19 protein-coding genes are annotated in these 23185 nt (G+C 57.0%); 8 read left to right on the top strand and 11 right to left on the bottom strand.

What is annotated here, in order from left to right:
• Window positions 1-45: 45 nt before the first annotated feature.
• The 10 genes from pobA to fdhA all read right to left on the bottom strand — a co-directional run bounded on the left by pobA (window position 46) and on the right by fdhA (window position 12697).
• Window positions 46-1230 (bottom strand): 4-hydroxybenzoate 3-monooxygenase, encoded by a 1185-nt coding sequence (gene pobA / locus D8767_RS07705; protein WP_003137454.1) that lies wholly within the window; start codon window positions 1228-1230, stop codon window positions 46-48.
• 135 nt (window positions 1231-1365) lie between these two features.
• A complete protein-coding gene (locus D8767_RS07700; protein ID WP_019486330.1) occupies window positions 1366-2886 on the bottom strand; it encodes an aldehyde dehydrogenase family protein in 1521 nt (506 codons plus the stop codon).
• Window positions 2887-2925: 39 nt separating this feature from the next.
• Window positions 2926-4398, bottom strand: a complete 1473-nt coding sequence (locus tag D8767_RS07695) for an aldehyde dehydrogenase family protein (protein WP_003137455.1) — start codon at window positions 4396-4398, stop codon at window positions 2926-2928.
• On the bottom strand, window positions 4398-5432 hold the full coding sequence (locus tag D8767_RS07690) for an oxygenase MpaB family protein (protein WP_023094434.1): 1035 nt from the start codon (window positions 5430-5432) through the stop codon (window positions 4398-4400). The genes D8767_RS07695 and D8767_RS07690 overlap by 1 nt, the downstream gene beginning before the upstream one ends.
• Window positions 5433-5479: 47 nt before the next feature.
• Window positions 5480-6154 carry an OmpW family protein gene (locus tag D8767_RS07685; RefSeq protein WP_019486331.1) on the bottom strand — a complete coding sequence of 225 codons (675 nt, stop codon included), beginning with the start codon at window positions 6152-6154 and terminating at the stop codon, window positions 5480-5482.
• 85 nt (window positions 6155-6239) lie between these two features.
• Window positions 6240-7313, bottom strand: coding sequence for an aromatic ring-hydroxylating dioxygenase subunit alpha (locus D8767_RS07680; RefSeq protein ID WP_019486332.1), 1074 nt, complete (start codon window positions 7311-7313; stop codon window positions 6240-6242).
• A gap of 36 nt (window positions 7314-7349) precedes the next feature.
• Window positions 7350-8303 carry a PDR/VanB family oxidoreductase gene (locus D8767_RS07675; protein WP_003137458.1) on the bottom strand — a complete coding sequence of 318 codons (954 nt, stop codon included), beginning with the start codon at window positions 8301-8303 and terminating at the stop codon, window positions 7350-7352.
• 381 nt (window positions 8304-8684) lie between these two features.
• Window positions 8685-9962: an OprD family porin gene (locus D8767_RS07670; protein WP_023094435.1), complete on the bottom strand. Its 1278-nt coding sequence runs from the start codon at window positions 9960-9962 to the stop codon at window positions 8685-8687.
• A gap of 36 nt (window positions 9963-9998) precedes the next feature.
• Entirely contained in the window at window positions 9999-11330 is a 1332-nt protein-coding gene (locus D8767_RS07665) for an MFS transporter (protein WP_003137460.1), read from the bottom strand.
• 170 nt (window positions 11331-11500) lie between these two features.
• Window positions 11501-12697, bottom strand: coding sequence for a formaldehyde dehydrogenase, glutathione-independent (gene fdhA, locus D8767_RS07660; RefSeq protein WP_019486334.1), 1197 nt, complete (start codon window positions 12695-12697; stop codon window positions 11501-11503).
• A 362-nt stretch (window positions 12698-13059) separates the two neighbouring features.
• On the opposite strand from fdhA, the gene D8767_RS07655 reads away from it, so the two are divergent.
• The 6 genes from D8767_RS07655 to D8767_RS07630 all read left to right on the top strand — a co-directional run bounded on the left by D8767_RS07655 (window position 13060) and on the right by D8767_RS07630 (window position 19384).
• Window positions 13060-13527, top strand: a complete 468-nt coding sequence (locus tag D8767_RS07655; RefSeq protein WP_019486335.1) for a MarR family winged helix-turn-helix transcriptional regulator — start codon at window positions 13060-13062, stop codon at window positions 13525-13527.
• Window positions 13528-13947: 420 nt separating this feature from the next.
• Window positions 13948-14334 carry a hypothetical protein gene (locus D8767_RS07650; RefSeq protein ID WP_023660704.1) on the top strand — a complete coding sequence of 129 codons (387 nt, stop codon included), beginning with the start codon at window positions 13948-13950 and terminating at the stop codon, window positions 14332-14334.
• Window positions 14335-14751: 417 nt separating this feature from the next.
• Window positions 14752-14949 (top strand): CrpP family ICE-associated protein, encoded by a 198-nt coding sequence (locus D8767_RS07645; RefSeq protein WP_023660706.1) that lies wholly within the window; start codon window positions 14752-14754, stop codon window positions 14947-14949.
• A 120-nt stretch (window positions 14950-15069) separates the two neighbouring features.
• A complete protein-coding gene (locus D8767_RS07640; RefSeq protein ID WP_023660707.1) occupies window positions 15070-16980 on the top strand; it encodes a DNA topoisomerase in 1911 nt (636 codons plus the stop codon).
• 137 nt (window positions 16981-17117) lie between these two features.
• Window positions 17118-17420, top strand: coding sequence for a hypothetical protein (locus D8767_RS07635; RefSeq protein WP_023660708.1), 303 nt, complete (start codon window positions 17118-17120; stop codon window positions 17418-17420).
• On the top strand, window positions 17417-19384 hold the full coding sequence (locus tag D8767_RS07630; RefSeq protein ID WP_023660709.1) for a DEAD/DEAH box helicase: 1968 nt from the start codon (window positions 17417-17419) through the stop codon (window positions 19382-19384). The genes D8767_RS07635 and D8767_RS07630 overlap by 4 nt, the downstream gene beginning before the upstream one ends.
• Here the strand turns inward: D8767_RS07630 and D8767_RS07625 are convergent.
• Window positions 19374-20048 carry a DUF6710 family protein gene (locus D8767_RS07625; RefSeq protein ID WP_023660710.1) on the bottom strand — a complete coding sequence of 225 codons (675 nt, stop codon included), beginning with the start codon at window positions 20046-20048 and terminating at the stop codon, window positions 19374-19376. The two genes, D8767_RS07630 and D8767_RS07625, sit on opposite strands and share 11 nt — an antisense overlap.
• A 176-nt stretch (window positions 20049-20224) precedes the next feature.
• Here D8767_RS07625 and D8767_RS07620 point away from each other — a divergent pair, with 176 nt between their 5' ends.
• Entirely contained in the window at window positions 20225-21364 is a 1140-nt protein-coding gene (locus D8767_RS07620; protein WP_060546224.1) for a TcpQ domain-containing protein, read from the top strand.
• Window positions 21361-23181, top strand: coding sequence for a PilN family type IVB pilus formation outer membrane protein (locus D8767_RS07615; RefSeq protein WP_060546212.1), 1821 nt, complete (start codon window positions 21361-21363; stop codon window positions 23179-23181). Before D8767_RS07620 ends, D8767_RS07615 begins: the two co-directional genes overlap by 4 nt.
• Window positions 23182-23185 lie beyond the last annotated feature (4 nt).

Below are 23185 nucleotides of genomic sequence, written 5' to 3'. Positions count from 1 at the left end.
CTAGAAGCGAAGCCATTGATTTGGCTTCGCTAACAAGGACTTATCTTAATTAATAACTTCGTAGGGAAGCCCTACGTAGTTTTCAGCGATCGTCTTCAGCCCTGCCTCGGACTCGACAAAGTAGTCCAGTTCGGTCTGAACCATTCGCTGCGTGAACTCGTCAGTGCCCGGAAATTTATGCAGCATCGACGTCAGCCACCAGGAGAAGCGCTCCGCTTTCCAGATACGCTTGAGGCACACCTCGGAGTAACGCTCTATCAAATCCTTGCGTCCCTCCATAACGGCCTTCACGAGGATTGAGTACAGAGTGCTCACATCGCTGGCCGCCAAGTTGAGTCCTTTCGCCCCGGTGGGTGGAACAATGTGCGCCGCGTCACCGACCAAGAAGAGGTTCCCGTACTGCATTGGCTCAACGACAAAGCTACGCAGGGGCGCGATGCTCTTTTCGATGGAGGGACCTGTGATCAGTTTGGCAGCCGTTTCGCTGGGAAGCCGGCTCTTTAGCTCATCCCAGAAGCGCTCATCGGACCAGTTTTCGACTTTCTCTTCCGAACCAACTTGAACGTAGTAGCGTGTGCGAGTGGGTGATCGCATGCTGCACAAGGCAAATCCACGTTCATGCTTGGCGTAAATCAGCTCATCGTTCACTGGAGGCGTATCTGCCAACACGCCTAGCCAACCGAACGGATAGACACGTTCGAATTCTTTGAGCACACCCTCTGGAATGGATTTACGGGAGATGCCGTGATAACCGTCACATCCAGCCACGTACGCGCAGTCAAGGCGTACGTTCTCACCGTTATAGGTAAACGTCACATAGGGTGAGTCGGATTTCAGTTCGTGAAGCTCAACGTCCGGCACGGAGTAAAGCGTGGTGGCACCGCTCTTGAGCCGAGCCGCCATGAGGTCTCTTGTTACTTCTGTTTGGCCGTAGATCGTGACGGTCTTACCGCCGGTTAACGCTTTCAGGTCGACATGGACGCGCTTGTTGTTGAATGCCAACTCGAAGCCGTCATGAACAAGGCCCTCACGCTCCATTCGCTCTGCCACGCCAGCTTCGCGGAGAAGGTCCACCATTCCTTGCTCAAGAACCCCGGCACGAATTCGGCCCAATACATAGTCAGGGCTTTGTCTTTCGATAATGACGTTGTCGATGCCAGCTTTATGAAGTAGTTGACCCAGCAAAAGCCCCGAGGGGCCCGCGCCGATGATCGCGACAGTAGTTTTCATAATGACCTCAATTTACTCTCAGGCATTTCACACGCGCAGCCGGGTGCTTGCTACGCGACTGGTAACTAAGATTTAGAACGTATGAACGGGAGGTGGCGGGCTCAGGTATTGAGCTGACCGCTACCCCTGTTGTGTTTAGAAGAAGCCCAAAGGGTTGATGTCGTAGCTGATCAGCAAGTTTTTGGTCTGCTGATAATGGTCGAGCATCATTTTGTGGGTTTCACGACCTACACCAGACTTTTTGTAGCCGCCGAATGCCGCGTGTGCGGGATAGAGGTGGTAGCAATTGGTCCATACTCGGCCAGCCTTGATAGCACGACCCATTCTGTACGCACGGTTGATGTCGCGCGTCCACAGGCCGGCGCCGAGGCCAAATTCGGTGTCATTCGCGATGGCCAACGCTTCAGCTTCATCTTTGAAGGTGGTCACCCCAACTACAGGTCCGAAGATCTCCTCCTGGAAGACTCGCATTTTATTGTGACCCTTGAGCAGCGTAGGCTGTATGTAGTACCCGCTGGAGAGATCACCATCCAAGGCTTCGGAGGCGCCACCTGCGAGTAGTTCGGCCCCTTCCTCTTGAGCAATGTCCAGGTAGCTCAGGATTTTTTCAAACTGCTGTTGCGACGCCTGAGCACCTACCATGGTTTCAGTGTCCAGAGGGTTGCCACGCTTGATGGCCTTCATCTTCCTCTGTACTGCGTCCATGAAGGGCTCGAAAATCGATTCCTGAACGAGAGCTCGTGAAGGACAGGTGCATACCTCCCCTTGGTTGAAGAAAGCCAGGACCAGCCCTTCAGCAGCTTTTTCGATGAACTCTGGCTCTGCCGCCATGATGTCTTCAAAGAAAATGTTCGGGCTTTTCCCACCCAGCTCAACAGTGCTCGGGATGATGCTCGCCGCAGCGCATTTCATGATGTGAGAGCCGACCGGCGTTGAACCGGTGAACGCGATTTTGGCTATTCGCGTGCTCGTAGCCAGTGCTTCACCAGCTTCGCGGCCAAAGCCTTGAACAATGTTAAGGACGCCCGGCGGCAACAGATCACCAATTAGCTCGATAAACACGGTGATCGAAAGAGGGGTCTGCTCCGCAGGCTTGAGGACGATGGTGTTGCCTGCAGCCAATGCCGGAGCGAGTTTCCACGCAGCCATCAGCAGCGGGAAATTCCAGGGAATGATTTGGGCAACCACACCCAGCGGTTCATGAAAATGGTAGGCCGCAGTGTGTTCATTGATCTCAGCTGCTCCGCCCTCCTGGGCACGGATGCAGCCTGCAAAGTATCGGAAGTGATCTGCAGCCAGTGGGACATCAGCATTAAGGGTTTCACGTACCGCCTTACCGTTGTCCCACGTTTCACTCACTGCGAGAATCTCAAGATTGGCCTCGATCCGATCCGCGATTTTCAACAGGATTCGCGCACGATCCTGAACTGAAGTTTTCCCCCAGACATCGGCTGCCGCGTGCGCTGCATCCAGCGCTTTTTCTACATCGTCAGCCCCCGATCGCGGAAACTCGGCAATCACTGCACCGTTAACTGGAGACGAATTGGTGAAGTATTGGCCTGCGAGAGGTGGGACAAATTCGCCGTTGATGTAGTTGCCGTAGCGCTCTTTGAACGAAACGACGGAGCCAGGTTGTCCAGGATTGACGTAAATCATGTTGAAAATCTCTTTTTGGTTAAGACGCAGCCTGCGCTGTCAGAACGGGTAAGGGCGTGGCTTCACCTGAATCGATACCCACTGGGTGGTGGTAAATTCTTCAATCGCCCAGTCACCGTTGAAGCGGCCGAGCCCTGAATTCTTTTCCCCGCCGAACGGAATATTTGGAGCGTCGGCGACTGGGATATCGTTCACATGAGCCATTCCAGAGTGAATACGGCGAGCGAATTGCGCGCCACGCTCCAGGTCTTGGCAGAACACGGCGGCCGATAGTCCGTAGCAGGTGTCGTTGGCGAGAGCGAGGGCATGTTCAGCGTCGCGGGCACGCATGATCCCTGCAATCGGCCCGAAGATTTCGTCGTATGCCAATTCCATCGAGGGCTGCACTTCAGTGAACACGTGCGGAGCGAATACCAAACCAGAAGATTCACCGGCATAAGCCAGGTGCGCACCCTCGGCTTTTGCCTGCTCCACTTTCTTTTGCAGGCCTCCAAACTGTTTGCGGTTGATCACCGGTCCTACAGCGGTCTTCGGATCAGCAGGATCACCCAGTGCCAAACCACGCACACGCTGAATGAACAGCTCGACGAAGCGGTCGTACACAGCGTCCTCGACGATGAAGCGGTTTACCGCCATGCAGATTTGACCCTGGTGAAGGAACTTGCCTACAACAGCTGCATGTGAGGCTTGTTCAAGATCGGCATCAGCCAACACAACGAAGGGGTTGTTACCACCAAGCTCAAGGGCGACGTGCTTGAGGTATTTTCCACTGCCCACCTGTTTAGCGATGTTCTGGCCTACCGGTGTAGACCCTGTGAAGGAGATCAAACCCGGGACTTTGTGCTGGACAAACGGATCACCGATTTCAGCTCCAGCGCCGACCACGACACTCAGAACGCCAGGTGGAAGTCCAGCTTCTTCAAAGATGCGGGCCAGTAGCAGACCGCCTGTTACGGGAGTGTCGCTTGCTGGTTTAATAACCACAGCGTTGCCGAGTGCCAATGCGGGCGCTACAGAGCGTTGGGTCAAATGCAGAGGGAAGTTCCAAGGGCTGATGACGCCCACCACTCCAAGCGGTCTGCGGTAGATACGGCTTTCCTTGTCAGGTATGTCCGTCTCTACAATGCGCCCGTGAACGCGGTTGGGGAATGATGCAGCCTCAAGGGTGATGGCTTTCGCCGCCATCCATTCAAACTCCGCCTTGACCACGGTACTGCCTGATTCTTTCACCAGCCAGCTGACCACCTCGTCGTGGCGCTCGTCGAGAATTTGTGCTGCGCGCAGCAGAACGGCGGAGCGTGCAGAAGGCCCCAACGATGCCCAGGCCAGCTGAGCTATTTCAGCAACCAGGTAGGCCTCATCCAGATCAGCCTTGGTGGCCATCGGGATCTCAATGAGGGGGGACTCGGTGAACGGGTTCAGTACGGTCAGCGCACGATCCGAACTACCGGCGCGGCTGACACCACCGATCGGTTGAAGGTGCAACTGGCTGTAATGCTCTGGCTTGCTCATCAGTTAGTCCTCAAGTCGGAATTGTTGGCTTCCCCGTTCGCTTTGCCAGCGTGGAAAGGGCAACCAGATGAATCGGCGGACGGTATGGAGGGTTGGCTAGTCGCTCCAGGGAAAGGACATTTCACCTCGGCTGTAGGCGGATCAATGTGTTGGCCTGGGCGTACCGGTTTCCTGCGCGCCTTTTCTGGAGTTGATAATTTCGGGTCGGGGAAGACACGCTCCTGAAGCGTTAAGCCGAACCACAGGCCCTTTCGCATCACCCACTTCATGATCGGGTTAGGTTTCCCGGACTGCATCAAGCCGTTGATGGTGGGAAGCTGGAACGAGAGATAGAGTTGACGGCCAATCCACCCTAATGGGCCTGGGAAGTAGGCATCCACGAATTGCTTGATGATGGCCTCGGTCAGCACTCGCCCGGATTCAACCTGTTCCCATGGCTGGGCTTCGTAATCCTCGATGTACTGCAGCATGGCCTCGAAGCTTTCCGGATACTCAGTGACTAAACCGTCTTCACTCCAGAATTGCCGGCAGATAGCGGCCCAGTAGCGCTGCGAAGCGATTTGCTGATTTTTGGTAAAACCCGGAAGACCGACGCTCAGGCGCAAGCGGTGCAGGTTGGCCCCGATCCAGGCTGTGGTATAGATCACATCGCGAGCCGGGAATGTACCAGGGGAACGCTTGGCAAGTGCTGCATGCCCGCGATTCACATGCGCCAATGAAGCTTGCATCCTCGGATCATCCGGCCCGTATTCGAACCAGGTCCAAAAATGCTGCAAGGTGTCGTCGGTACGCTTCTGCGGTTTTTTGATGGCTTTTTCTGTCGTTACTCCCATCACGACGCTGCCCGCCGGCGGTTGGGTAAAAGCAGGGATGCCCAGCGTGTAAACCAGGTTCATCACAAAGTCGTTCACATAGTACGTTGTGGACAGCCGCCAGATTTCGGCAAAGTCCTTTTCAGGGTCCAGCCGCTCTATTTCCCTGGCTATCCATTTGTATCCGCGGTTGTCGCTAACCGCTGCGTTGGTGCCTTGCATGATGTCCTCCATGACGCGGAAAAAGCTCCGCGTCTATAGCAGGTGACTTAGAATTTGAAGACCAAGCCCGTCTGGAAGACCAGCGGGTCGAGAGTGACTTCAGCCTTTGCGGGCGCGCCACCGAGGTTGCCCTTCGCATCGGTCTCCAAATACAGCTTCTTCACGTCCAGGAAGACGCCGTAGCCCTCGCCAAACCAGTATTCGGCACCGGCTTGGAAGTACGGACCCCAGGTATCGTCGATTTCCAGATCCTGGACAGCACCGTCCTCAGAGCTGAATATTTTCAGGTAGCTCAGGCCAGCGCCCAGATACGGGCGGAAGGCGCCTTTCTCGTTGAACTGGTACTGCAACGAAATACCGGCGGGCCCGTATTTCGCTTTACCCAACGTCCCTAGTCCGTCAGCTGTGCCCTTACCAGTCAGCTTAGTCTTCGGAGGGTTGCCCAACGTCAACGCGACAGACCAGTTCGGCGCGAAGCGGTAGCCCAACTCACCGATGAGTGCAGCGTTATTCTTCATGTCGGCACCGGCACCTGGAATGGTGTTGCCGAATGCCTTCAATGTGACGTCCTCGTCGAACTGAATGTAGCCAGGGCCGATTCGCAGCCACCAGTTAGATTCATCTGCAGCGTGTGCCATTGAACCGTAGGCAGTTAACACCGAAGCGCAGAGTGTCGCGGCCGTTCTCTTAAACGACAGGCTGTAACGGGACAGATTACTCATGTGTACCTCTTATTTTTATTTAGCACGCAAGGACGTCGGCTCCACGGCAATGCTTAGGGCATGACCGGGGAATACATCAATAAAGCTATTGGAGCTTGAGCTGGTCGATGATTCGTCGAGCGCGGTTCGCTCCAACATCAACATGAATATCGATCATGGGTTTTTCACCGAAGCGACGCATGTTCTGGTACTGCGCTTCAATGACTTCTTTGTCTTCATCGAAGGTCAGGACTGTTTGTTCAATCACTTTGGCCTTGATGAGCTCAGGATCACTCACTGGGTTAGTTGCCATCGTCCAGAAATAATGGCTTGTGGTATCCGTCTCTGGCGTTACTCCGTGGAAGCCACGCATATGGAACCCGCCACGCTCCGGATCATCCATCGAGTCAGTTCCGACATCGACCGCGCCGGTCCAGATTCGGAGATGCGATACATGAAATTCAATTTCCTGCCAACGATCGACATTGCCCTTGAAAGGGAAAGCGGCAGTGTAAGTGGGCGGTGGGACTGAGTCAGGCATGTAGCGTACAACCCGGACCATGTCACCTTCACTTTCAACCTTCATCTCGGCGTTCATGTGAATCCGCGCATTCCCGCCAATAGTTTTCAAGTGCACATAACCCAGATGGCTCAGGTCCATCAGGTTGTCGTGAATGAGCTGATACGGCGCGTCGTAGTGGTAGACGGAACCATCAAAAACATACTTTCCGCTACTGTGGACCTCGTATGCTGGTGGCTCGCAATCAGGCTCGGATGCTGCGTCAGCTCCAAACCAGATCCACACGATCTGATCACGCTCACGCACATGGTAAGCGGGTACTTTTGCCTTACTTGGGATCTTGTCCTGGCCAGGGATCTCAACGCATTTGCCGGCTTGGTTGAACAGCAAACCGTGATACCCACAGCGAACCCCGGCTTCTTCCAACGTCCCGTTAGACAGAGGCAGCGCTCGATGACAGCAGCGGTCTTCCAAGGCAGCGACTTGGCCATCGCCCATGCGGAACAGGACAACAGGCTTGTTGAGCAATGTACGCCCTACAGGTTTGTCCTTGAGCTCCCAGCTCAGCGCAGCGACATACCACTGGTTTAGTGGAAAGGCTGTGGCTTTAGGCGTTGGCGCAACCTCATAGGCGAGTTGTTCAGCAGCAGAAGTGCTCATGGCATCCTCCATCGATCAGGTTTTTATTATCGGAACTCACAAATCGAGAACCAGGCGTGGCGATTTCGAGCGGGAGCAGCAAGGTGTAAATTGGTCGTTAGCGGCATGCTCAGCTGCGGTCATGAACTGATCACGATGATCGGGGGTACCCTTCAGAACTCGTGTGATACAAGAGCCACAGACACCTTGTTCACAAGAACTGGGGATTTCGATGCCACAGTCGTCAAGCACCTCGAACACGGTGCGGTCAGCAGGGATTTGGATCACTTGCCCTGATTTCGCAAGTTCAACTTCGAATGGTTGGTCGCCCTCGTGGCTCACTGGGGCGGCGGCGAAGAACTCCCTGTGAACCTGAGACTCCGGCCAGCGGTGTTCCGCAGCGGTTTCCAAGATGTAATTCATAAAACCACCGGGACCGCACACATAGAGGTGCGAGCCGGGTTGCGGAAGCCCAAGCAAATCATGGGCGCTGATCCGCTGTTCCTCGGCACCACTGTCGTCGTGCAGATAGACACGATCCTTGAAGTCAGAGGCTTTGAGATAATCGACGAACGCCGCCCGATCGGAGGTCCTGTAGCAGTAGTGAAGCTCGAAATTAGCTCCCCGCTCATGCAGCGCATGTGCCATTGCCAGGATCGGCGTGATGCCAATACCACCAGCAAATAGCAAATGCTTGTCGCCGCCATCATCAAGCGGGAAAAGATTTCGCGGTTCACTAATTGAAATAAGCCCACCTACATCGATTTCGCTATGCATCGAAATCGACCCGCCGCGTGAAGCTGGATCTTTCAAAACACCGATGACGTAGCGGTGACGCTCAGCTGGGGAGTTGCACAGTGAGTATTGGCGAACAATGCCATTTGGCATATGGACATCGATATGAGCACCTGCGCTAAACGCAGGAAGCTCTTCAGTGCCGACCGCCCGTAATTCAAAGCTGAGAATATCGGTCGCTTCAACTTTCTTTCGGAAAACCTGAACTTTCAACATGACTTCTCCCTCCACTCAAAAAGTGGCCTACAAATTTTTTACGCGCATGCAACTATGAGTGGATAGGAACTCAGTCGCGTCGAGAGTTTGGAGAGATCATGCTAGGAGGGGACAGGCAGGCATAATTAAGGCGGGTCATGGTGGCACCTTACTCGGTTATTTTTGTATGGAGGTGGTCTGCATCGAGGCGACCATCACTTTGCACTTCGGCTGAGCTTAGAATCACTTGAATTGGTTGCGGTGTCAACCAATTCCAGTGATCATTTTCTTCTCAGCTGAGGCAGTCATATAGCTGTAACCTCTGAGCGGCCTCATCGTAAGAACATAATTTTCCATCAAAATCAGTATGTTAGGCTCATGAAGCTTTGCTGTTGGTTCCGTTCACCAGACCTTCAGGGTGTAGTCGAGGTTGATTCGGGTCTCGTTGTCACTGCGGAACGTGGCGGTTGGTTCGTGATCGTTTCGGTAGAAAGCATGCCGTAATCGAATCGCCAAGCCCGCTGCTGGGCCCGACTGCACAACGTATGCAAGCTCAAGGTCCTTGCTGGATTCCGTGAGATTGCTGCCCCCGAGCTTTGGGAGATCTATATTCGTACCGCGCATGTAGCGCGCCATGGCAGTCAGTCCAGGAATGCCCAACGCCACAAAGTTGAAGTCATAGCGAGCAACCGCCGTGCGCTCTTTCGGGTTGACGAAATCTGAGCTCATCGCACCATCGCTGAGAACAGCAGGTTCGCCACCCGCTATGTACGCCATGGCGGTGTCCCCGGTTTGGTACATATAGCCCATGCCTAGCGAGTGCCCTCCCACTTGGTAGGTAAGCATGAGGCCTGCGTTGAGGTTATCGACATTGCCCGCTTCAGCCCTGCCATTGTCACGGCTATCGAATACCCGGAAATCGCTTTTCAGCTTGCCTGGACCTAGCGGCAGGTAATGAATTGCGCCGGCAAAATCCTGCTCGTAAATGTCCTCAAGTCGAGCATGGTAGTAGCGCAGGGTCAGAGCATCCGACCATTTGTAGTCCCCACCGATGAAATCGAATCGCTCAGAGCTAGCTCCTGGGCGGAATCGACCGTTGGGTGATGCAATTGCGATGGGTTGATTGTCTGTCGAGTCGCGCAGGTTGATTCGAGTCATACGGCCAGCGTGCAGACTCAGTTGACTGATGTCCTGGGAAGTAAGGTATGCCCCCAAGAACGACTGTGGGAGAAGTCGAGCTGGGCTCGCGGTGATGACCGGAAGGCTCGGAAAATGCGTGCCCACAGCCAGTTTTGTCTCCGAGACTTTCGCCTTCAAAGCCACGCCCATCTCTGAATATTCGTCTCGCGCTTCGCGATCTTGTGGGTCGTAGGCGAGCAACTGCGTGCCTGTTCTGTCCGGCGATGAGTCAAGCTTTACGCCGATCATGCCAGTCAGATCCAGGCCAAATCCGACTGGACCCTCCGTGAAACCTGAGTTTGCTCGAAGGATGAAGCCTTGGGCCCACTCGCGAGCAGCTGATTGAGGAGATTCACCCTTGTAATCACGGTCAAGGTAAAAATTCCGAGCAGTCACTGTCACACTTGCTCCGTCAGTTAAATCGGCCATTGCCGGATTCGAGGCAATAGCTCCCGCGATGCCCAAGCTAAAGAGCCATGGGCATTTGATTTGGTCGGACATGTTCGAGCCCTTTTTTGTAGTTTTTGTTGGCGTTGATTAGGTACTTGAAAGAGCAGCTTGGGAGCGCCGCTGGGTTTTCATTAATCCAATGACGATGGCAGCCAGGACGAATGACAAGGCGAAGAACATGTACAGTTCGGAGGGTTGCCACTGTGCATCTATTAACCGCCCGGCCACCAGTGGAGACAGGATTGCGCCACTACGTCCGATCCCTATCCCCCACCCCAACCCTGTCACTCTCTGAGAGGGATCGTAGATAGAGGGAGTCAGTGAGTAGAGACCCGCGACGCAGCCGTTGACGAACACGCCAATCGCAACCACTACAGCAAAGGCAACATGTAGGTTTGCCGTTGACCTTACGAACACAGCCATCAGTAGCGCGTTGATTATCAGATAGCCCATCAACACCCGTGACAACCGAATGCGGGCAGCGAGCAGGCCGACCAGCGAGGTTCCAATGATCCCGCCGACGTTCAGCAGAACGCCACCTGTTATTCCTTGTTGATTGGACAATCCAGCAGCTACCAGCAAGCGGGGGGTCCAGCTCATCACAAAGTAAAACCCGAACATCACTAAGAAGAAGGCTGCCCACACTAGCAAGGTGGAGCGCAGTAGGCTTGGGGAGAAGAGCTCAATGAAAGAGCGTTTCATCGATGGATTGTGGGACCGCTGGAAAGCTGGGAGTTCGTGAAGCGGGGAAATATGAATTCGATCAAGCAAGGTGTTGATATGATCAAGCGCCTTTCTAGGCTGCCTCGAAATCAGAAATGCCAACGACTCCGGCAGCCACAAAGCAAGCACGGGCAGGGTCACGAGAGTTGCAATTCCGCCGTAGAAGAATACTGATCGCCATCCTGTCTCTGGGATGATTTGCGCCGCGAATATGCCACCGACGGTTGCCCCCAAAGCGTAAGCAGTGGTCTGCAAGCTGATAGCCATGCTGCGCCATTTCTTGTTCGCGTACTCGCCTGCGATCACATAGCTGCTGGCGAGGATCCCCCCAATTCCCAGGCCAGTAACCAACCGAAGTGCACCCAGCATTTCAGGTGAAGTTGCCCACGAAGACAGCAACATTCCGAAACCGGCAATCGCCACACAAACGAGGATCAGCGGGCGTCGACCATACCGGTCTGCCCACGGCGCAATGAAAAGGGAACCGACCGCCATACCGACCAGGCCGGCGCTCAAGAGGTAACCCAGCTGGGTCCCCGTTAGCCCCCAATCTGCCGAAACGGACGCTGCAGTGAACGCCATTACCAGAACGTCGAACCCGTCCAACATGTTGATGAGAAAGCAGAGCGAGATCACGCCCCACTGAAAACTGACCATGGGTTTCTCATCCATCAACTTCCCGATGGAATTATCCATGAGAGATTCCCCCGTTAGGCTGAGTCACGAGGAAGGCTGATCTTTGGGCAGCCGAAGGCGCGGGATTTTCCCGGTTTTGTACTAAGAGCATGGCGATTTACCTTCTTGTTTTCTTTATTGGTAGCAACGCAAGAGGTGAGACAGGGCGATTGCCCCGTCTCGGTAGATGTTCAGGCGCTAAACGTCTTGTGCGGATCGATTACAAACTTCTTGGGTACTCCTGCATCGAACTCGCCGTAGCCTTCAGGCGCCTGGTCCAGGCTAATTACCTGAACACCGACCACGTCGGCGATGTTGATGCGATCCCACATGATGGCCTGCATCAACTGGCGGTTGTACTTCATGGTTGGAGTCTGGCCAGTGTGGAAGCTGTGCGACTTCGCCCAGCCCAAACCGAAGCGGATGCTCAGTGCACCGATCTTGGCGGCAGCATCGACCGCGCCTGGGTCTTCAGTCACGTACAACCCTGGGATACCGATGTTGCCGGCAACGCGAGTCACCTGCATCAGCGAGTTCAGCACAGTAGCCGGCGCTTCGTGCTTGGCACCTTCGTGGCCATGTCCACGAGCCTCAAAGCCAACGGCGTCGACCGCGCAGTCCACTTCCGGCTCCCCAAGAATATCGACGATCTGCTCGTGCAGCGGGGTGTCCTTGGACAGGTCGACCACCTCGAAGCCCTGGGCTTTGGCATGGGCCAAGCGGGCCGGGTTAAGGTCGCCGACGATCACGCAGGCAGCCCCCAGCAGGCGGGCCGAGGCAGCGGCAGCAAGGCCGACCGGGCCGGCGCCCGCGACGTAGACGGTGCTGCCTGGGCCTACGCCAGCAGTCACAGCGCCGTGGTAGCCGGTAGGCAGAATGTCGGACAGGCAGGTCAGGTCACGGATCTTTTCCATGGCCTTGTCGCGTTCGGGCAGTTTCAGCAGGTTGAAGTCGGCGTATGGCACCAGCACGTACTCGGCCTGGCCACCGGTCCAGTCGCCCATGTCGACGTAGCCGTAGGCACCACCAGCGCGAGCCGGGTTGACGGTAAGGCACACACCTGTATGCATCTCTTTGCAGGAGCGGCAGCGGCCGCAGGCGACGTTGAACGGTACCGACACCAGGTCGCCGATCTGCATGCGCTCGACGTCGCTCCCTTTCTCGACGATCTCACCGGTAATTTCGTGGCCCAGGACCAGGCCGACCTGGGCAGTGGTGCGGCCCCTGACCATGTGCTGGTCAGAGCCACAGATGTTGGTGGAGACCACCTTGAGAATCACGCCGTGCTCGATCTTCTTGCCGCGTGGGTCCTGCATTTTGGGATAGTCGATTTTTTGAACCTCGACCTTTCCTGCTCCCAAGTACACAACACCTCTGTTTCCGGACATACAACCTCCTCTACATGCGCGCAGAATTGCGCGGCTTAAACGCTCCCTGTCCCTTGATATTCCGCCGACTAGGCCGAGATGAAGGCGCAGCTTGGCCGTCCGCATCGAAGCGGCTTTTTCAAGAGGAAGGGGAATCTAGGCTGCCGAGAGCTTCAAATGATGCGAAGCGTAGGCTGACTATAGGAATCGGAAAGGGCGGCAAATGTGACGTCAATCATGACTTACCCCTGGTAATTTTTTTTGTGAGGTTTCTTTCGCCATGGCATGCTGCCGAAGGCCAAGATTGAGGTTATCCTTACCGCATTTGGTTGCGGTGTCAACTAATCGCCATGAATGAAAACGTTCTCAAGGATTGCGCAGTTATGCCTGAATCGACGCATCTCAATTTGTCGCGTTACGTCCCTGGCCTGCTGACTTTCCTGGCCAATAAGCTGGCGACGGGTGCATCCCACTGTTATCGCAAGCATTTTGGGATTGGCGTGGTGGAGTGGCGCATGCTTTCCATGCTTGCGGTTGAAAATCACATCACAGCTAATCGCATCAGCCAAGTTATCGGGCTGGATAAGAGCGCGGTTAGCCGGTCGTTACAGTCGCTAGAAAAAGCAGGTTACGTCTGCTCTGAGGTCGACACTGAAGATGCACGGCGATACACCGTGAGTCTTACGGAAAGTGGCCAGGAACTCCACAATCGCGTTCTAGTCGTCGCGCTTGAGCGTGAGAGAAGGTTGCTAAGTGACCTCTCGGCGGATGAGGTGGATGTGCTGGTAAATCTGCTTGGTCGTTTGCACGCTAAGGTTAGCTACGTCAATGAATTTGACCCGGAATGCTGAATTATATCTCCAAGTCGCTACGAGCTTACCTGGTGGACAGCCAGTCCCCAGGGTGGGGCTAAGGAGCAACCTGCTGCACCAGGGAAATGTAAACAACCCTTGCCTAAAATCATGTGAAGTTAACGGATTTCTGAATGCGATCACGATCACGATTCCTAACATCCTGACCTAAAATGATTTTTTGTCATTGTTGACAGTTTTTTGTATGTACAACCGTTCTAGCCCCCCCTTAATTTGGCGCGCCACATCGCGAAGCTCCTGGTGACAAGGACGTCACTTCGAGTTTCCCCTCCCTTCGATGGGGCATCTCCACGGCATTCTAGCCACAGCCTGGCAGGCGATTTTTCAGGCGCCTCTCGTGAAGTCACTGGGGGCAAGGACGGATCGTCGCCACCTCATTCCGCTTCGAGGTATCGCCCCATGCACCACGACTACCCGGAATATCCATCCGTCAAAGCGACTGTAGACGCCTCGCGCTACATGGATGCGGTTCGAGCTCTCAATGGCGTCCGCCAGATCTTTTGCGACGGCGAATCCATCATGCTGCCGGAGGCCGAAGTGGAGGCCATCGAAATGCTTCGCCTCCGGTTCAATGCCACCTTTGAGTATGGGCAGGGCGAGGAGTATGAGTTTGCGACCAAGGCCTGGAATGCAGGAGTGAAAGCTGAGCTCCTTCGACTTGGGCAGGCAGTTTGCGACATCACAGGTCAACACGCTGAGGTGATGGTTCGTGCCGCACTGGATGACCCCAGCGCGACGCTGCTGGCATGGTCGGCACTCTACCGCTCAAGCATGATTCCCCACTAGCTGTGGTACACGGGCATTGGCGTGACAGCTATTTTCAGGCGCGCCACTCGTGAAGTTTCCGGAGACAAGGACGGATCGTCGCAGCCCCGTCCTCTGGACCTGCCGTCTGGTGCCTCGCATTTCTGGCGACAAGGACCTTCTGTTGCGGCCGCAGCTCGTGAAGCTCCTACGACGAGGACGCGAACTCGTAGCCCAAGGGGCGCTGCAAGCAGCGCTTGCCCAGGTCAGGGGCACATTTGAAATGACAGCGCTGGCAAATTACCATTTCCTGAAGGCATCTCCGCTCTACGGCTGCTAACTTGTATCGAAGTGAGGCACAGGGTCGTAAAAAACGCCCTTGTCGGGGAGTTGCTGGTGGCCAGGTCGTTTGAGGCGTGACTCGCCCGGCGTGAACAGGGCGTTGATGAGGAACAATCGATGCAGAACGAAGATGCCCAGGAGCGAAAAGCGGACAGGCGCCAGTTCAATAACCCCCATCCTGCGGTGGAGGCTGCAGGGGTTGAAGCCGCCGAGAAAGGGCTGCCCATATATGCCTGCCCCTACAAGCACCCTGCCATGCTGGCCTCCTGGCTGAAAGGGTACAAGCGCGCCCAGCAGCTCACCCTCAATTTTTGACCCTTCCTCCGTGGGCCTGAGCCGTACCGAATTCCCTCTCTTCCAGTTGACCATTTCACGTTGTGCCGTCCCCGGTCGGCGGCAAGAGTGCTCCCTGATTTATCTGTGCAGGGGCACCCTATGAAACTCATGATCATCGAGGCACCGGGCAAGCTGAAGAAGCTTGGGCCCATGATGAAAAAGATCCGCCCTGGCGAGCACTGGGTGGTGGTGGCATCTGGTGGCCATATCCGTGATCTCCCCCAATCGGGTCAGGACGACACGATGATCACAACCGGCGTCTTGAAAACCCTTCGCCCGGTCTACGAGATCCTGCCCAAGAGTGCCCGCAACGTCAGCACCATTCGCAAAGCGCTCAAGGACGCCACGGAGGTGTACATCGCCACCGACCCGGACCGGGAGGGAGAAAGTATCGCCTGGCACATACAGCAGGCGCTGGGGATCCGCGAGTACAAGCGAGTCACGTTCAATGAGATCACCCAAGCCAGAGTACGGGAGGGCCTGGCCAATGCACGGAGAATCGATGGGCAACTCGTTGCCTCACAAGAGTGCCGGCGAGTGCTGGACCGCCTGGTGGGCTACCTGGTCACGCAGGAGCTTCGCAGAGTCCTGGGCCAACCTACCTCCGCTGGTCGAGTTCAGTCACCTGCCCTCTACCTGGTGGTGTTGCGCGAGCGTGAAATCAGGAACTTCAAGGTGGTCCACCACTTCGGGGTAGAGCTGACCTTCAAGGACGAAACCACCGGTATGGACTGGACTGCCGTATGGCAACCGATCCCCGACTTCGCGAGCAAAGAAAACCCCTATATTCAGGACGGCACACTCGCGGCAAGGGTTGCCGCAACGCGCGCGGTAATTGTCGAGTCATGTGAAGACGGCAAGAAGCGGCGCCCGCCACCCCCACCGTTCATTTCATCCACCCTGCAGCAGGCGGCCAGCGTAGCGCTGAAATGGGACCCGGACAAAACCATGCAGGTCGCGCAGCGCCTGTACGAGCAGGGCGTGATCACCTATCACCGGACGGATAACCCCAACTTGGCCGATGAAGCCATGCCAGATATCCAGGCAGTGGCTCGCAGGCAAGGCCTCGACGTTGTTGACGAGCGCCGGACGTTCAAGGCTGCGGATAGCGCCCAGGAAGGTCACCCCGCAATTGCGCCAACCGCGTGGGAGGATGAAGTCGCAGGCGAGTCTGCTGAAGAGCAAGCGCTGTACAAGCTCATCCGGATCAGGGCGCTGGCCAGCCAGCTCGCAGACGCCATCTACGACGTGCGCATAGCCAAACTGCTGGCCAGGGGGCCGGATCAGAGGCCTCTGCGCTTCGCCGCGACTGGCAGCACTGTCGCCTATCTCGGCTGGATGAAGCTTTTGCAGAAGGACGAGACGGATGAAGAGTCGACCGACATCCCCAAGAATCCGGTGCCGGTGCTCGAACCCAAACAGATCCTCAGCGTGCTTCAGGGTGAGGTGCTCAACCAGAAGACGAAGGCGCCGGCACGCTTCACCAAGGCAAGCCTGATCAAGGAGCTAGAGCGACTTGGGATAGGACGCCCCAGCACGTTTGCATCGATCATCAAGAACATCACCGGAAAAGGCCTGGTCGTTGAGGAGAAGCGCAAATTGGTCCCAGGCCCGTTGGGGGTGAGCACCATCGACCAGTTGGAGGGCCGCTTCAGCTTCGTCGAACTGGCGTTCACCAGCACGCTGGAGAAGGACCTGGACCGAATCGCACGCGGGGAGGAGCAGTACGGGTCGGTGGTCGCCAAGTTCTTTCAGCATCTCCAGTCGGAGCTCGCAGCCCTCCGCCAGGCGCCCACAGTGGCGATGAAGGCGCGTTCGCCTGAAGCTTCATCAGGCACCCAGGGCGGCCATTCCTGCGGCAAGTGCGGGATGCCACTGGCGCGCCGCCAGAAGCGCGGTGATGGGGGTTACGACTTCTGGGGATGCACCGGGTACAAGGTGAACAACTGCCGTGTGAGCTACCCCTCGGTGAGCGGCAAGCCGGATATGTCCAAGCCCAGGGGCATGTAGCCGAAATGCTTCGGGGGCGGTAATCCATTTCTCCTGTAGCCGCTCTCCCCCAGCTGCCAATCTGCTCGCTCTTACGGGTGCGGGCAGGCGCACCTTGAATGATGACGTGTTGACTACTCATCCTCCCGGAGGTGCTTGTGGCTCGTTCCAAGAAAGTCATTGATCGGCTGAAGGCCGAGCAGGCGAACAATCCGAAGATCCCCCATTATGAGTCCCGGCCAGGTGAGTCATGCTGGCCGCTACAACCTGACGACATCAAGACCGCCGGGTACTGGAAGCAGGAACGCAGACGTGTGCCGAAGGGCGCAGAACCAGCTGCGTATGTAATCAGTGGCCAGGGAGGATCACTCCACGGCTCAGTGCTCTTAACCCGTTGGGTCGCGGCCTACCACCTCGACCAAACGGTGCCGATGAAGCCCAAGAGCGCGGACGCCAATTGAAACGACCACGCCTCCTCAACAGCCAGCCAGTGTTGCTCGAAGCCGCCGTGTTCGACGGCTACGACATGGGCATCCTCATGCCCTACATTGAGGGCGCAAACAAGGTCATGTTCGCACGTAGCGGGTTCTTCATTCGCCGCGGCGATCACCCGCTCTGCCGTTATTGGCGCGTGCCCAAGGCCAAGTTCATCGACGAGCTGGACCTGGTGTACCACCAGCTGATCGAGCTGGCCGGTGGCAAGGTCACTGAATCATGGCAGGCATTCCGCCAGAAGATCGAGAGCGCACTGGCCAACCCACGCCGAGACGCTTTCATCTCCGGAATGCTGCTGCGAATTGCTCCGCTAGCCGACGGCGGTGTGCTGCTGTCCGGAGATTATCATCCTGGAGTCGTTGCAGTGGCCCGCCGGATGCGGGGAGTGTTCCTGGGCAAATCCAGCTCGTGGCGAGTCAACGCCACCGCCGAGATCCTGCGCAGCAACCTGGTTCTGGAGCTCGGTCTTGTAGAGGATCAGTTCGAGATCCTGGACGTTGTACAGGAGCTCCTGGGCGATGGCTCTGTTACTCCAGCAGCAGACATTCCGCGCATCAGCCTGGGCGGTGCTCCTCAGGAACCCTCGACAGCCGCCAGCGGTGAGGAGAGCTCCAACGACATCTACCTCGCTGCCGTCTCGCCGATCGAACGCACCAAATTCTCAGATGCCATGATCGCCCAGGCCCTGGTCGGCTATTCCCTGCTCGATCACCAGCCTGCTGGCATCGCTCACCTGCTCCAGCGCACCAGCGCACTGCTGGCTGATGATATGGGCCTCGGCAAGACGCGCCAGGCCATCATCGCGGCGCATATCAGTGCAGCCGGTCGCCCGATCCTGGTGGTGACCCTTTCCTCGTTGCTGATCAACTGGCAGCGCGAAATCTTGGCGGTCTACCCCGACGCGACAGTCGCTGTGCAGAAGCACGACCCGCTGGTCCAATGGATGCTGATCAACTACGAGCGTCTCGGCGATTACGTGCTGCTGGCTGAGCATTACCACGTTCTAGTGGTCGACGAGGCGCACCAGCTGAAGGAGCCCACTGCCGAGCGTACACGCCATGGCTTCGATATCGCAGCCAAGGTGCCGAATCGCTATCTGCTGACAGGCACGCCTGTCCTCAATCGTGAGACGGAGCTGCACACCCTGCTACGTCTATCGGGGCACCCGGTCGGCCAGTTGCCCCTCAGCGATTTCTGCGAACGCTTCGCCGGCAGCCCAGAGTTCCGGCAAAACCTCCGGGCAGAACTGGGCGACTGGATGCTTCGCCGGCGCAAAGACGTTCTGCCCGGGCTCAAGGGTAAGCACCGCCAGTTGCTGCCCGTGGCGATGGGGGTGGAGGAGCGGAAGAAGTACGACAGCATTCGCCTCGAGGACAGGCCCATCTTTGCCAGGCTCGGCGCGCTTCGCCATTACCTGGAACAGGTGAAGGTCAGAGTCGCTATGGACCTGCTGGGCGAGCTGGACCCCGAAGACAAGGTCATCCTGTTCTGCGAGTTCAAACCCACCGTCGCGCGCCTCAAGGAGCTGTGCGATGCAGCCGGTATCGGGAACGTCACCCTGGTCGGCAGTGACTCACTCACCAAGCGCCAGAGGGCGATCGACAAGTTCCAGGGCGACCCCGACTGCCGGGCTTTCATCTGCACCACACAAGCCGCCGGTACCGGCAACAACCTCACGGCCGCCAACTATGTCTTCTTCCTGGGCCTGCCCTGGACACCCGGACAACAGGATCAGGCCGAGGACCGGGCGTACCGGAATGGTCAGCTCAGGACGGTGATCGTGAAGATCCCCCTCGTGGAGAACAGCATCGATCAGCAGCTCTGGCAGATGCTCTTAGCGAAGCGCCAAGTCAGCTTGGAGCTTATCGAGCCGGAAGAGCAGCAGGACGCCTTGGCCAAGGCTATGCTCGCCGCGACCATCAGCCAGTAGATCCGCGTGGGAGATCGACCAGCAAGCGTGCGATCTCCCAGGCCCATCCAAACTCAACGTAGATTGGTGAACCATATTTGTCGCCGGTCTTCCGACAGACCCAGCATTCGCCATCAAAACGCACTCCCCTGATGATCTCGGTAACGTCATAAACATCATCGGGTACGAGCACCCCTTCCCCGCCCAGAATGCCTTGGGCGATCGAATGGTTACCACCGTTGACCCAAGCTATGTTCAACGGCTGCATCAGGGTCACGCTATGGTTTGGATCCTGCACGAACGCGCCGAGCTCACGTCCCTCCCCGATCATGCCGAGGCTATTGAGTATGCTGCTTTCCGACCACAGAGTAGGGATTACCATGTCACTGGCCAACCGGATACTTGAGCTCTGATCCACTGGCCGACGGCAATTCTTCAGCAGAAATGCAGCCCAAGTGCCGTTCTCGGCGTGCCCATCCCACAGCCCACCAAGTGAGCTCATCCAGTGCAGCGACTGAGGGCCCGCATGCCGAGGTCGAAGCAGTGCGTCCCGTAAGTGGATGGCCTGAACGGGCCTGAGCACAATTTTTATGAGGTCTTCCAGGCCGCGCCGATTGTGTTCAGCGCTGAGAGTGTTCGCCCAGTCCATCAGGTGTTCGAAAGCGGCAATTCGACTGTCGAGCATTATCACCTCCGTTGATCTTTTCCAGTCCGAGGTCAGGCCAACCTCGGCGCCCCAAGCGGCTACTCACTTGCGTTCCATCAAGCGCGCCGGAAATTCTAACTCTGTGTGATATTGATTTCCTGCTGCATGAGAATCTGCTGGCTGTCACCGTGCCCTCAATGACTACAGGGGGCCTCATGATCAGGCAGTTGACCACTCTCTCGCTCGCCGCACTCGTTGCTGGTTGTGCGATTCAGAAGGCTGAGCAGCCGCCGAAGCCGGCGTTCGATAGCAGCCGTAATCCCGAATGGCTGTCTCCGGACATCTACCCGAACGGAGCAAGTCCGGAGAAGGAACCGGTCGTTCGGTATGGCCGCTACACCTTGGTGAGCACCCAACCCGACGCGAGCCAGCGCGACCTGATGGCACAGATCATCGACGTGACCATCCCATCGAGCATGAACCCCAGCGTTCGGGACGCCATGCTCTACGTGGTCGACCGGTCAGGTTACGCCCTCTGCCCGCCCAGCTCGCAGCACGTCAACATCCTGTACACCCGACCTCTGCCAGCAGCCCAGTACAAGCTCGGCCCAATGACTCTGCGAAACACCCTGCAGGTCCTCGCGGGCCCGGCCTGGCAGGTGAAAGTCGATGAGGTGAACCGTCAGGTGTGCTTCGTGCTGCGCCCCGGTTACCAATTGCCAACCCCATCGACGCCGGCAGTCCAGCTCTACGCCAACAAAACGCAGTCTCCTGCCACCAGTTCCTCCGTCACAACTTCGACGCCAGGCGTTGTCGTCGCCGCTGTACCTGCTCCTACCCCCATCACCACGATCACTCCCACTGTCGCAGTCCCAGCGCCAGTGCCCCCCGTGCTCCCCCCAGTGGCACCCGCCAAGGATGGCTCTATCACAGCTGCGACGGTAACCACCTCGGCTAAACCTTCGACGCCTGCGTCCCCTGCACCGACAGTGCCGAACAAACAGACAGCATCCAAGCCAACGGTTGCCGTCCCCAGTACGGCAGTGGCGGCCTCGGCCATCGAGGTCAAACCCGCTCCACCATCTCGGCCGCTGTCCCAGATATGGACGGCCGAAGTTGGATCAACCCTGCGCGATAGCGTTGAGGAATGGGCCAAGAAAGCCCGGTGGCGCGTGATCTGGGCCCAGGAAGACCTCAACTATCCGATCGAGGCACCGCTGCACTTTGAAGGCTCGTTCCAGGAAGCCATCAAGCAGTTGTTCCCGCTCTACGACAATGCCCCGCGATCCTTCGTCGTCGACGGTAGCGAAGGCTCCCAGAGCGTCTTGTACGTCGCTGAGAGGAAAAGGAAATGAACAAGTTTGCTTGGGCCCGCTGGGCATTGACCCCGTTCGCGTTGGCGATGTTGAGCAGCTGCGCGCTGCAGCGTGTGAACGAGTCATTTGATCGCTCGGAATACGAAGGGCGAACCGCAGGGCAATACAGCAAGTACCTCCAGAATCAGCAGCCTCAACAGGCGCGTGAAACCGTGGTGTTTAGCAACAAGCCGTGGGTGTCGACGCAGCCGCTGGTGAGCAAGCGTGGGCTGCCCTTCGCGCTCGATGCCGACATCGCGTATCGCCCGGCAGGGGCTGTCTCGATTTCGCAGCTGGCCCAGTACATCACCAAGGAAACAGGCCTGCCGGTAATCGTGGCACCTGATGCAATCAACCCGGCAATTCTGTCGTCTGGGAAGTCGGACAAAACGGCCCAGCCAAAGCCTCCTGTAGCAAACCCCGATAGCTTGGCCGGCCTCCTGCCAAGCTCAGTGATGGGTGGCTATGGTGATACGAGCACCTTCGACCTCGGCATTGGCTCCAGCAGCTTGATTTCGGGCCTCAAGTACTCAGGGAAAGTATCCGGTCTGCTCAACCAGGCGACCTCTCAGCTCGGCCTGTCCTGGCACTTTGACCAGGAACTACGAGGCGTGCGGATCACCTACTTTGACACGCGCACCTTCGATGTGTGGACCTTCGGCGATGTCCTGGAAATCGAGAGTACGGTGAAGTCCGGCCTGCTGACCTCGACAGGCAGCGGAGATACCGGCTCGTCCAGCTCTTCGGGCGCCACAGGGGAGTCTGGGAGCAACCAGAGCACCAAGTCGACCTATAAGACATCGTTGATGACCGACATCGAGAACGATGTGCGGGCAATGCTAAGCGTACAACCGCCCGGGCGCCTGTCGCTTTCCCGCTCCACCGGTTCGCTCACCGTCAGCGATCGCCCTGACGTACTGAACCGTATCGCGGCCTACCTCAAGGACACCAATCGCAGTATCACGCGGCAGGTACTTTTCAACGTCAAGGTCTATGAGGTGAACTTTACCGACAGCGATCAGACAGCCATCAACTGGAGCGCCGTCTACAAGTCGATATCAGGCAAATGGGGCTTTGGACTCAGCAACACCGTTGCCGGCATTAGCTCAGAGGCAATCTCTGCAACCGGTAGCATTCTGGACACGTCCAGCTCGCCGTGGGCTGGCTCGAAAGCCGTCCTCCAAGCTCTGTCGGAGCAAGGCCGGGTGTCGGAGGTCCGCTCGCCTTCGGTCACTACACTCAACTTGCAACCCGCGCCCATCCAGATCGGTAACGTTCAGAGCTACGTCGCCTCGAGCTCGACCACCACCACTGCCTCGGTAGGTTCAAGCACTGCCCTGACGCCGGCAACCATCACCAGTGGCTTCAACATGATGCTGCTGCCGAAGCTCCTGGACAAAGAAAACATGCTGCTGATGATCACGCTGAGCATCAGCAGCAAGCCCACCTTCAAGGACTTCGAAAGCAATGAATCGAAGATCCAGACCACAGACTATGACACCAAGAACGTTGCCCCCAAGGTACGCCTGCGGAGCGGTGAAACACTCGTCCTGACCGGGTTCGATGAGAACAGTGAAAACGCCGACAAGAGTGGTGTAGGGAGTGCAAGCTTCTTTGGCCTGGGCGGCGGTCGCAAGCGCGCTACCACCCACAGTTCCCTGGTCGTTCTGGTAACGCCGATCGTTCTACCCGACAGCCTGTCCAGCAGCTGGAGCATTCCTTACCCCCTCAGCAGCCATCAGTTCAGCTTGAACGGAACCGCTCCTGCCTCCCGCACCCACTGCAGGCCGCCACTCAGCGTCTGCCAGGTTCTTTGAGATG

This window comes from Pseudomonas sp. LTGT-11-2Z, assembly GCF_003691445.1.
Lineage (GTDB): Bacteria > Pseudomonadota > Gammaproteobacteria > Pseudomonadales > Pseudomonadaceae > Aquipseudomonas > Aquipseudomonas monteilii.
The sequence above is the reverse complement of the archived record's forward strand: the minus strand, read 5'-3'. Positions and strand labels throughout refer to the sequence as shown.

Coding starts and splice junctions, on each gene's coding strand:
- pobA (WP_003137454.1), bottom strand. CDS start 1,230: ATGAAAACTACTGTCGCGATCATCGGCGCGGGCCCCTCGGGGCTTTTG.
- D8767_RS07700 (WP_019486330.1), bottom strand. CDS start 2,886: ATGATTTACGTCAATCCTGGACAACCTGGCTCCGTCGTTTCGTTCAAA.
- D8767_RS07695 (WP_003137455.1), bottom strand. CDS start 4,398: ATGAGCAAGCCAGAGCATTACAGCCAGTTGCACCTTCAACCGATCGGT.
- D8767_RS07690 (WP_023094434.1), bottom strand. CDS start 5,432: ATGCAAGGCACCAACGCAGCGGTTAGCGACAACCGCGGATACAAATGG.
- D8767_RS07685 (WP_019486331.1), bottom strand. CDS start 6,154: ATGAGTAATCTGTCCCGTTACAGCCTGTCGTTTAAGAGAACGGCCGCG.
- D8767_RS07680 (WP_019486332.1), bottom strand. CDS start 7,313: ATGAGCACTTCTGCTGCTGAACAACTCGCCTATGAGGTTGCGCCAACG.
- D8767_RS07675 (WP_003137458.1), bottom strand. CDS start 8,303: ATGTTGAAAGTTCAGGTTTTCCGAAAGAAAGTTGAAGCGACCGATATT.
- D8767_RS07670 (WP_023094435.1), bottom strand. CDS start 9,962: ATGTCCGACCAAATCAAATGCCCATGGCTCTTTAGCTTGGGCATCGCG.
- D8767_RS07665 (WP_003137460.1), bottom strand. CDS start 11,330: ATGGATAATTCCATCGGGAAGTTGATGGATGAGAAACCCATGGTCAGT.
- fdhA (WP_019486334.1), bottom strand. CDS start 12,697: ATGTCCGGAAACAGAGGTGTTGTGTACTTGGGAGCAGGAAAGGTCGAG.
- D8767_RS07655 (WP_019486335.1), top strand. CDS start 13,060: ATGCCTGAATCGACGCATCTCAATTTGTCGCGTTACGTCCCTGGCCTG.
- D8767_RS07650 (WP_023660704.1), top strand. CDS start 13,948: ATGCACCACGACTACCCGGAATATCCATCCGTCAAAGCGACTGTAGAC.
- D8767_RS07645 (WP_023660706.1), top strand. CDS start 14,752: ATGCAGAACGAAGATGCCCAGGAGCGAAAAGCGGACAGGCGCCAGTTC.
- D8767_RS07640 (WP_023660707.1), top strand. CDS start 15,070: ATGAAACTCATGATCATCGAGGCACCGGGCAAGCTGAAGAAGCTTGGG.
- D8767_RS07625 (WP_023660710.1), bottom strand. CDS start 20,048: ATGCTCGACAGTCGAATTGCCGCTTTCGAACACCTGATGGACTGGGCG.
- D8767_RS07620 (WP_060546224.1), top strand. CDS start 20,225: ATGATCAGGCAGTTGACCACTCTCTCGCTCGCCGCACTCGTTGCTGGT.
- D8767_RS07615 (WP_060546212.1), top strand. CDS start 21,361: ATGAACAAGTTTGCTTGGGCCCGCTGGGCATTGACCCCGTTCGCGTTG.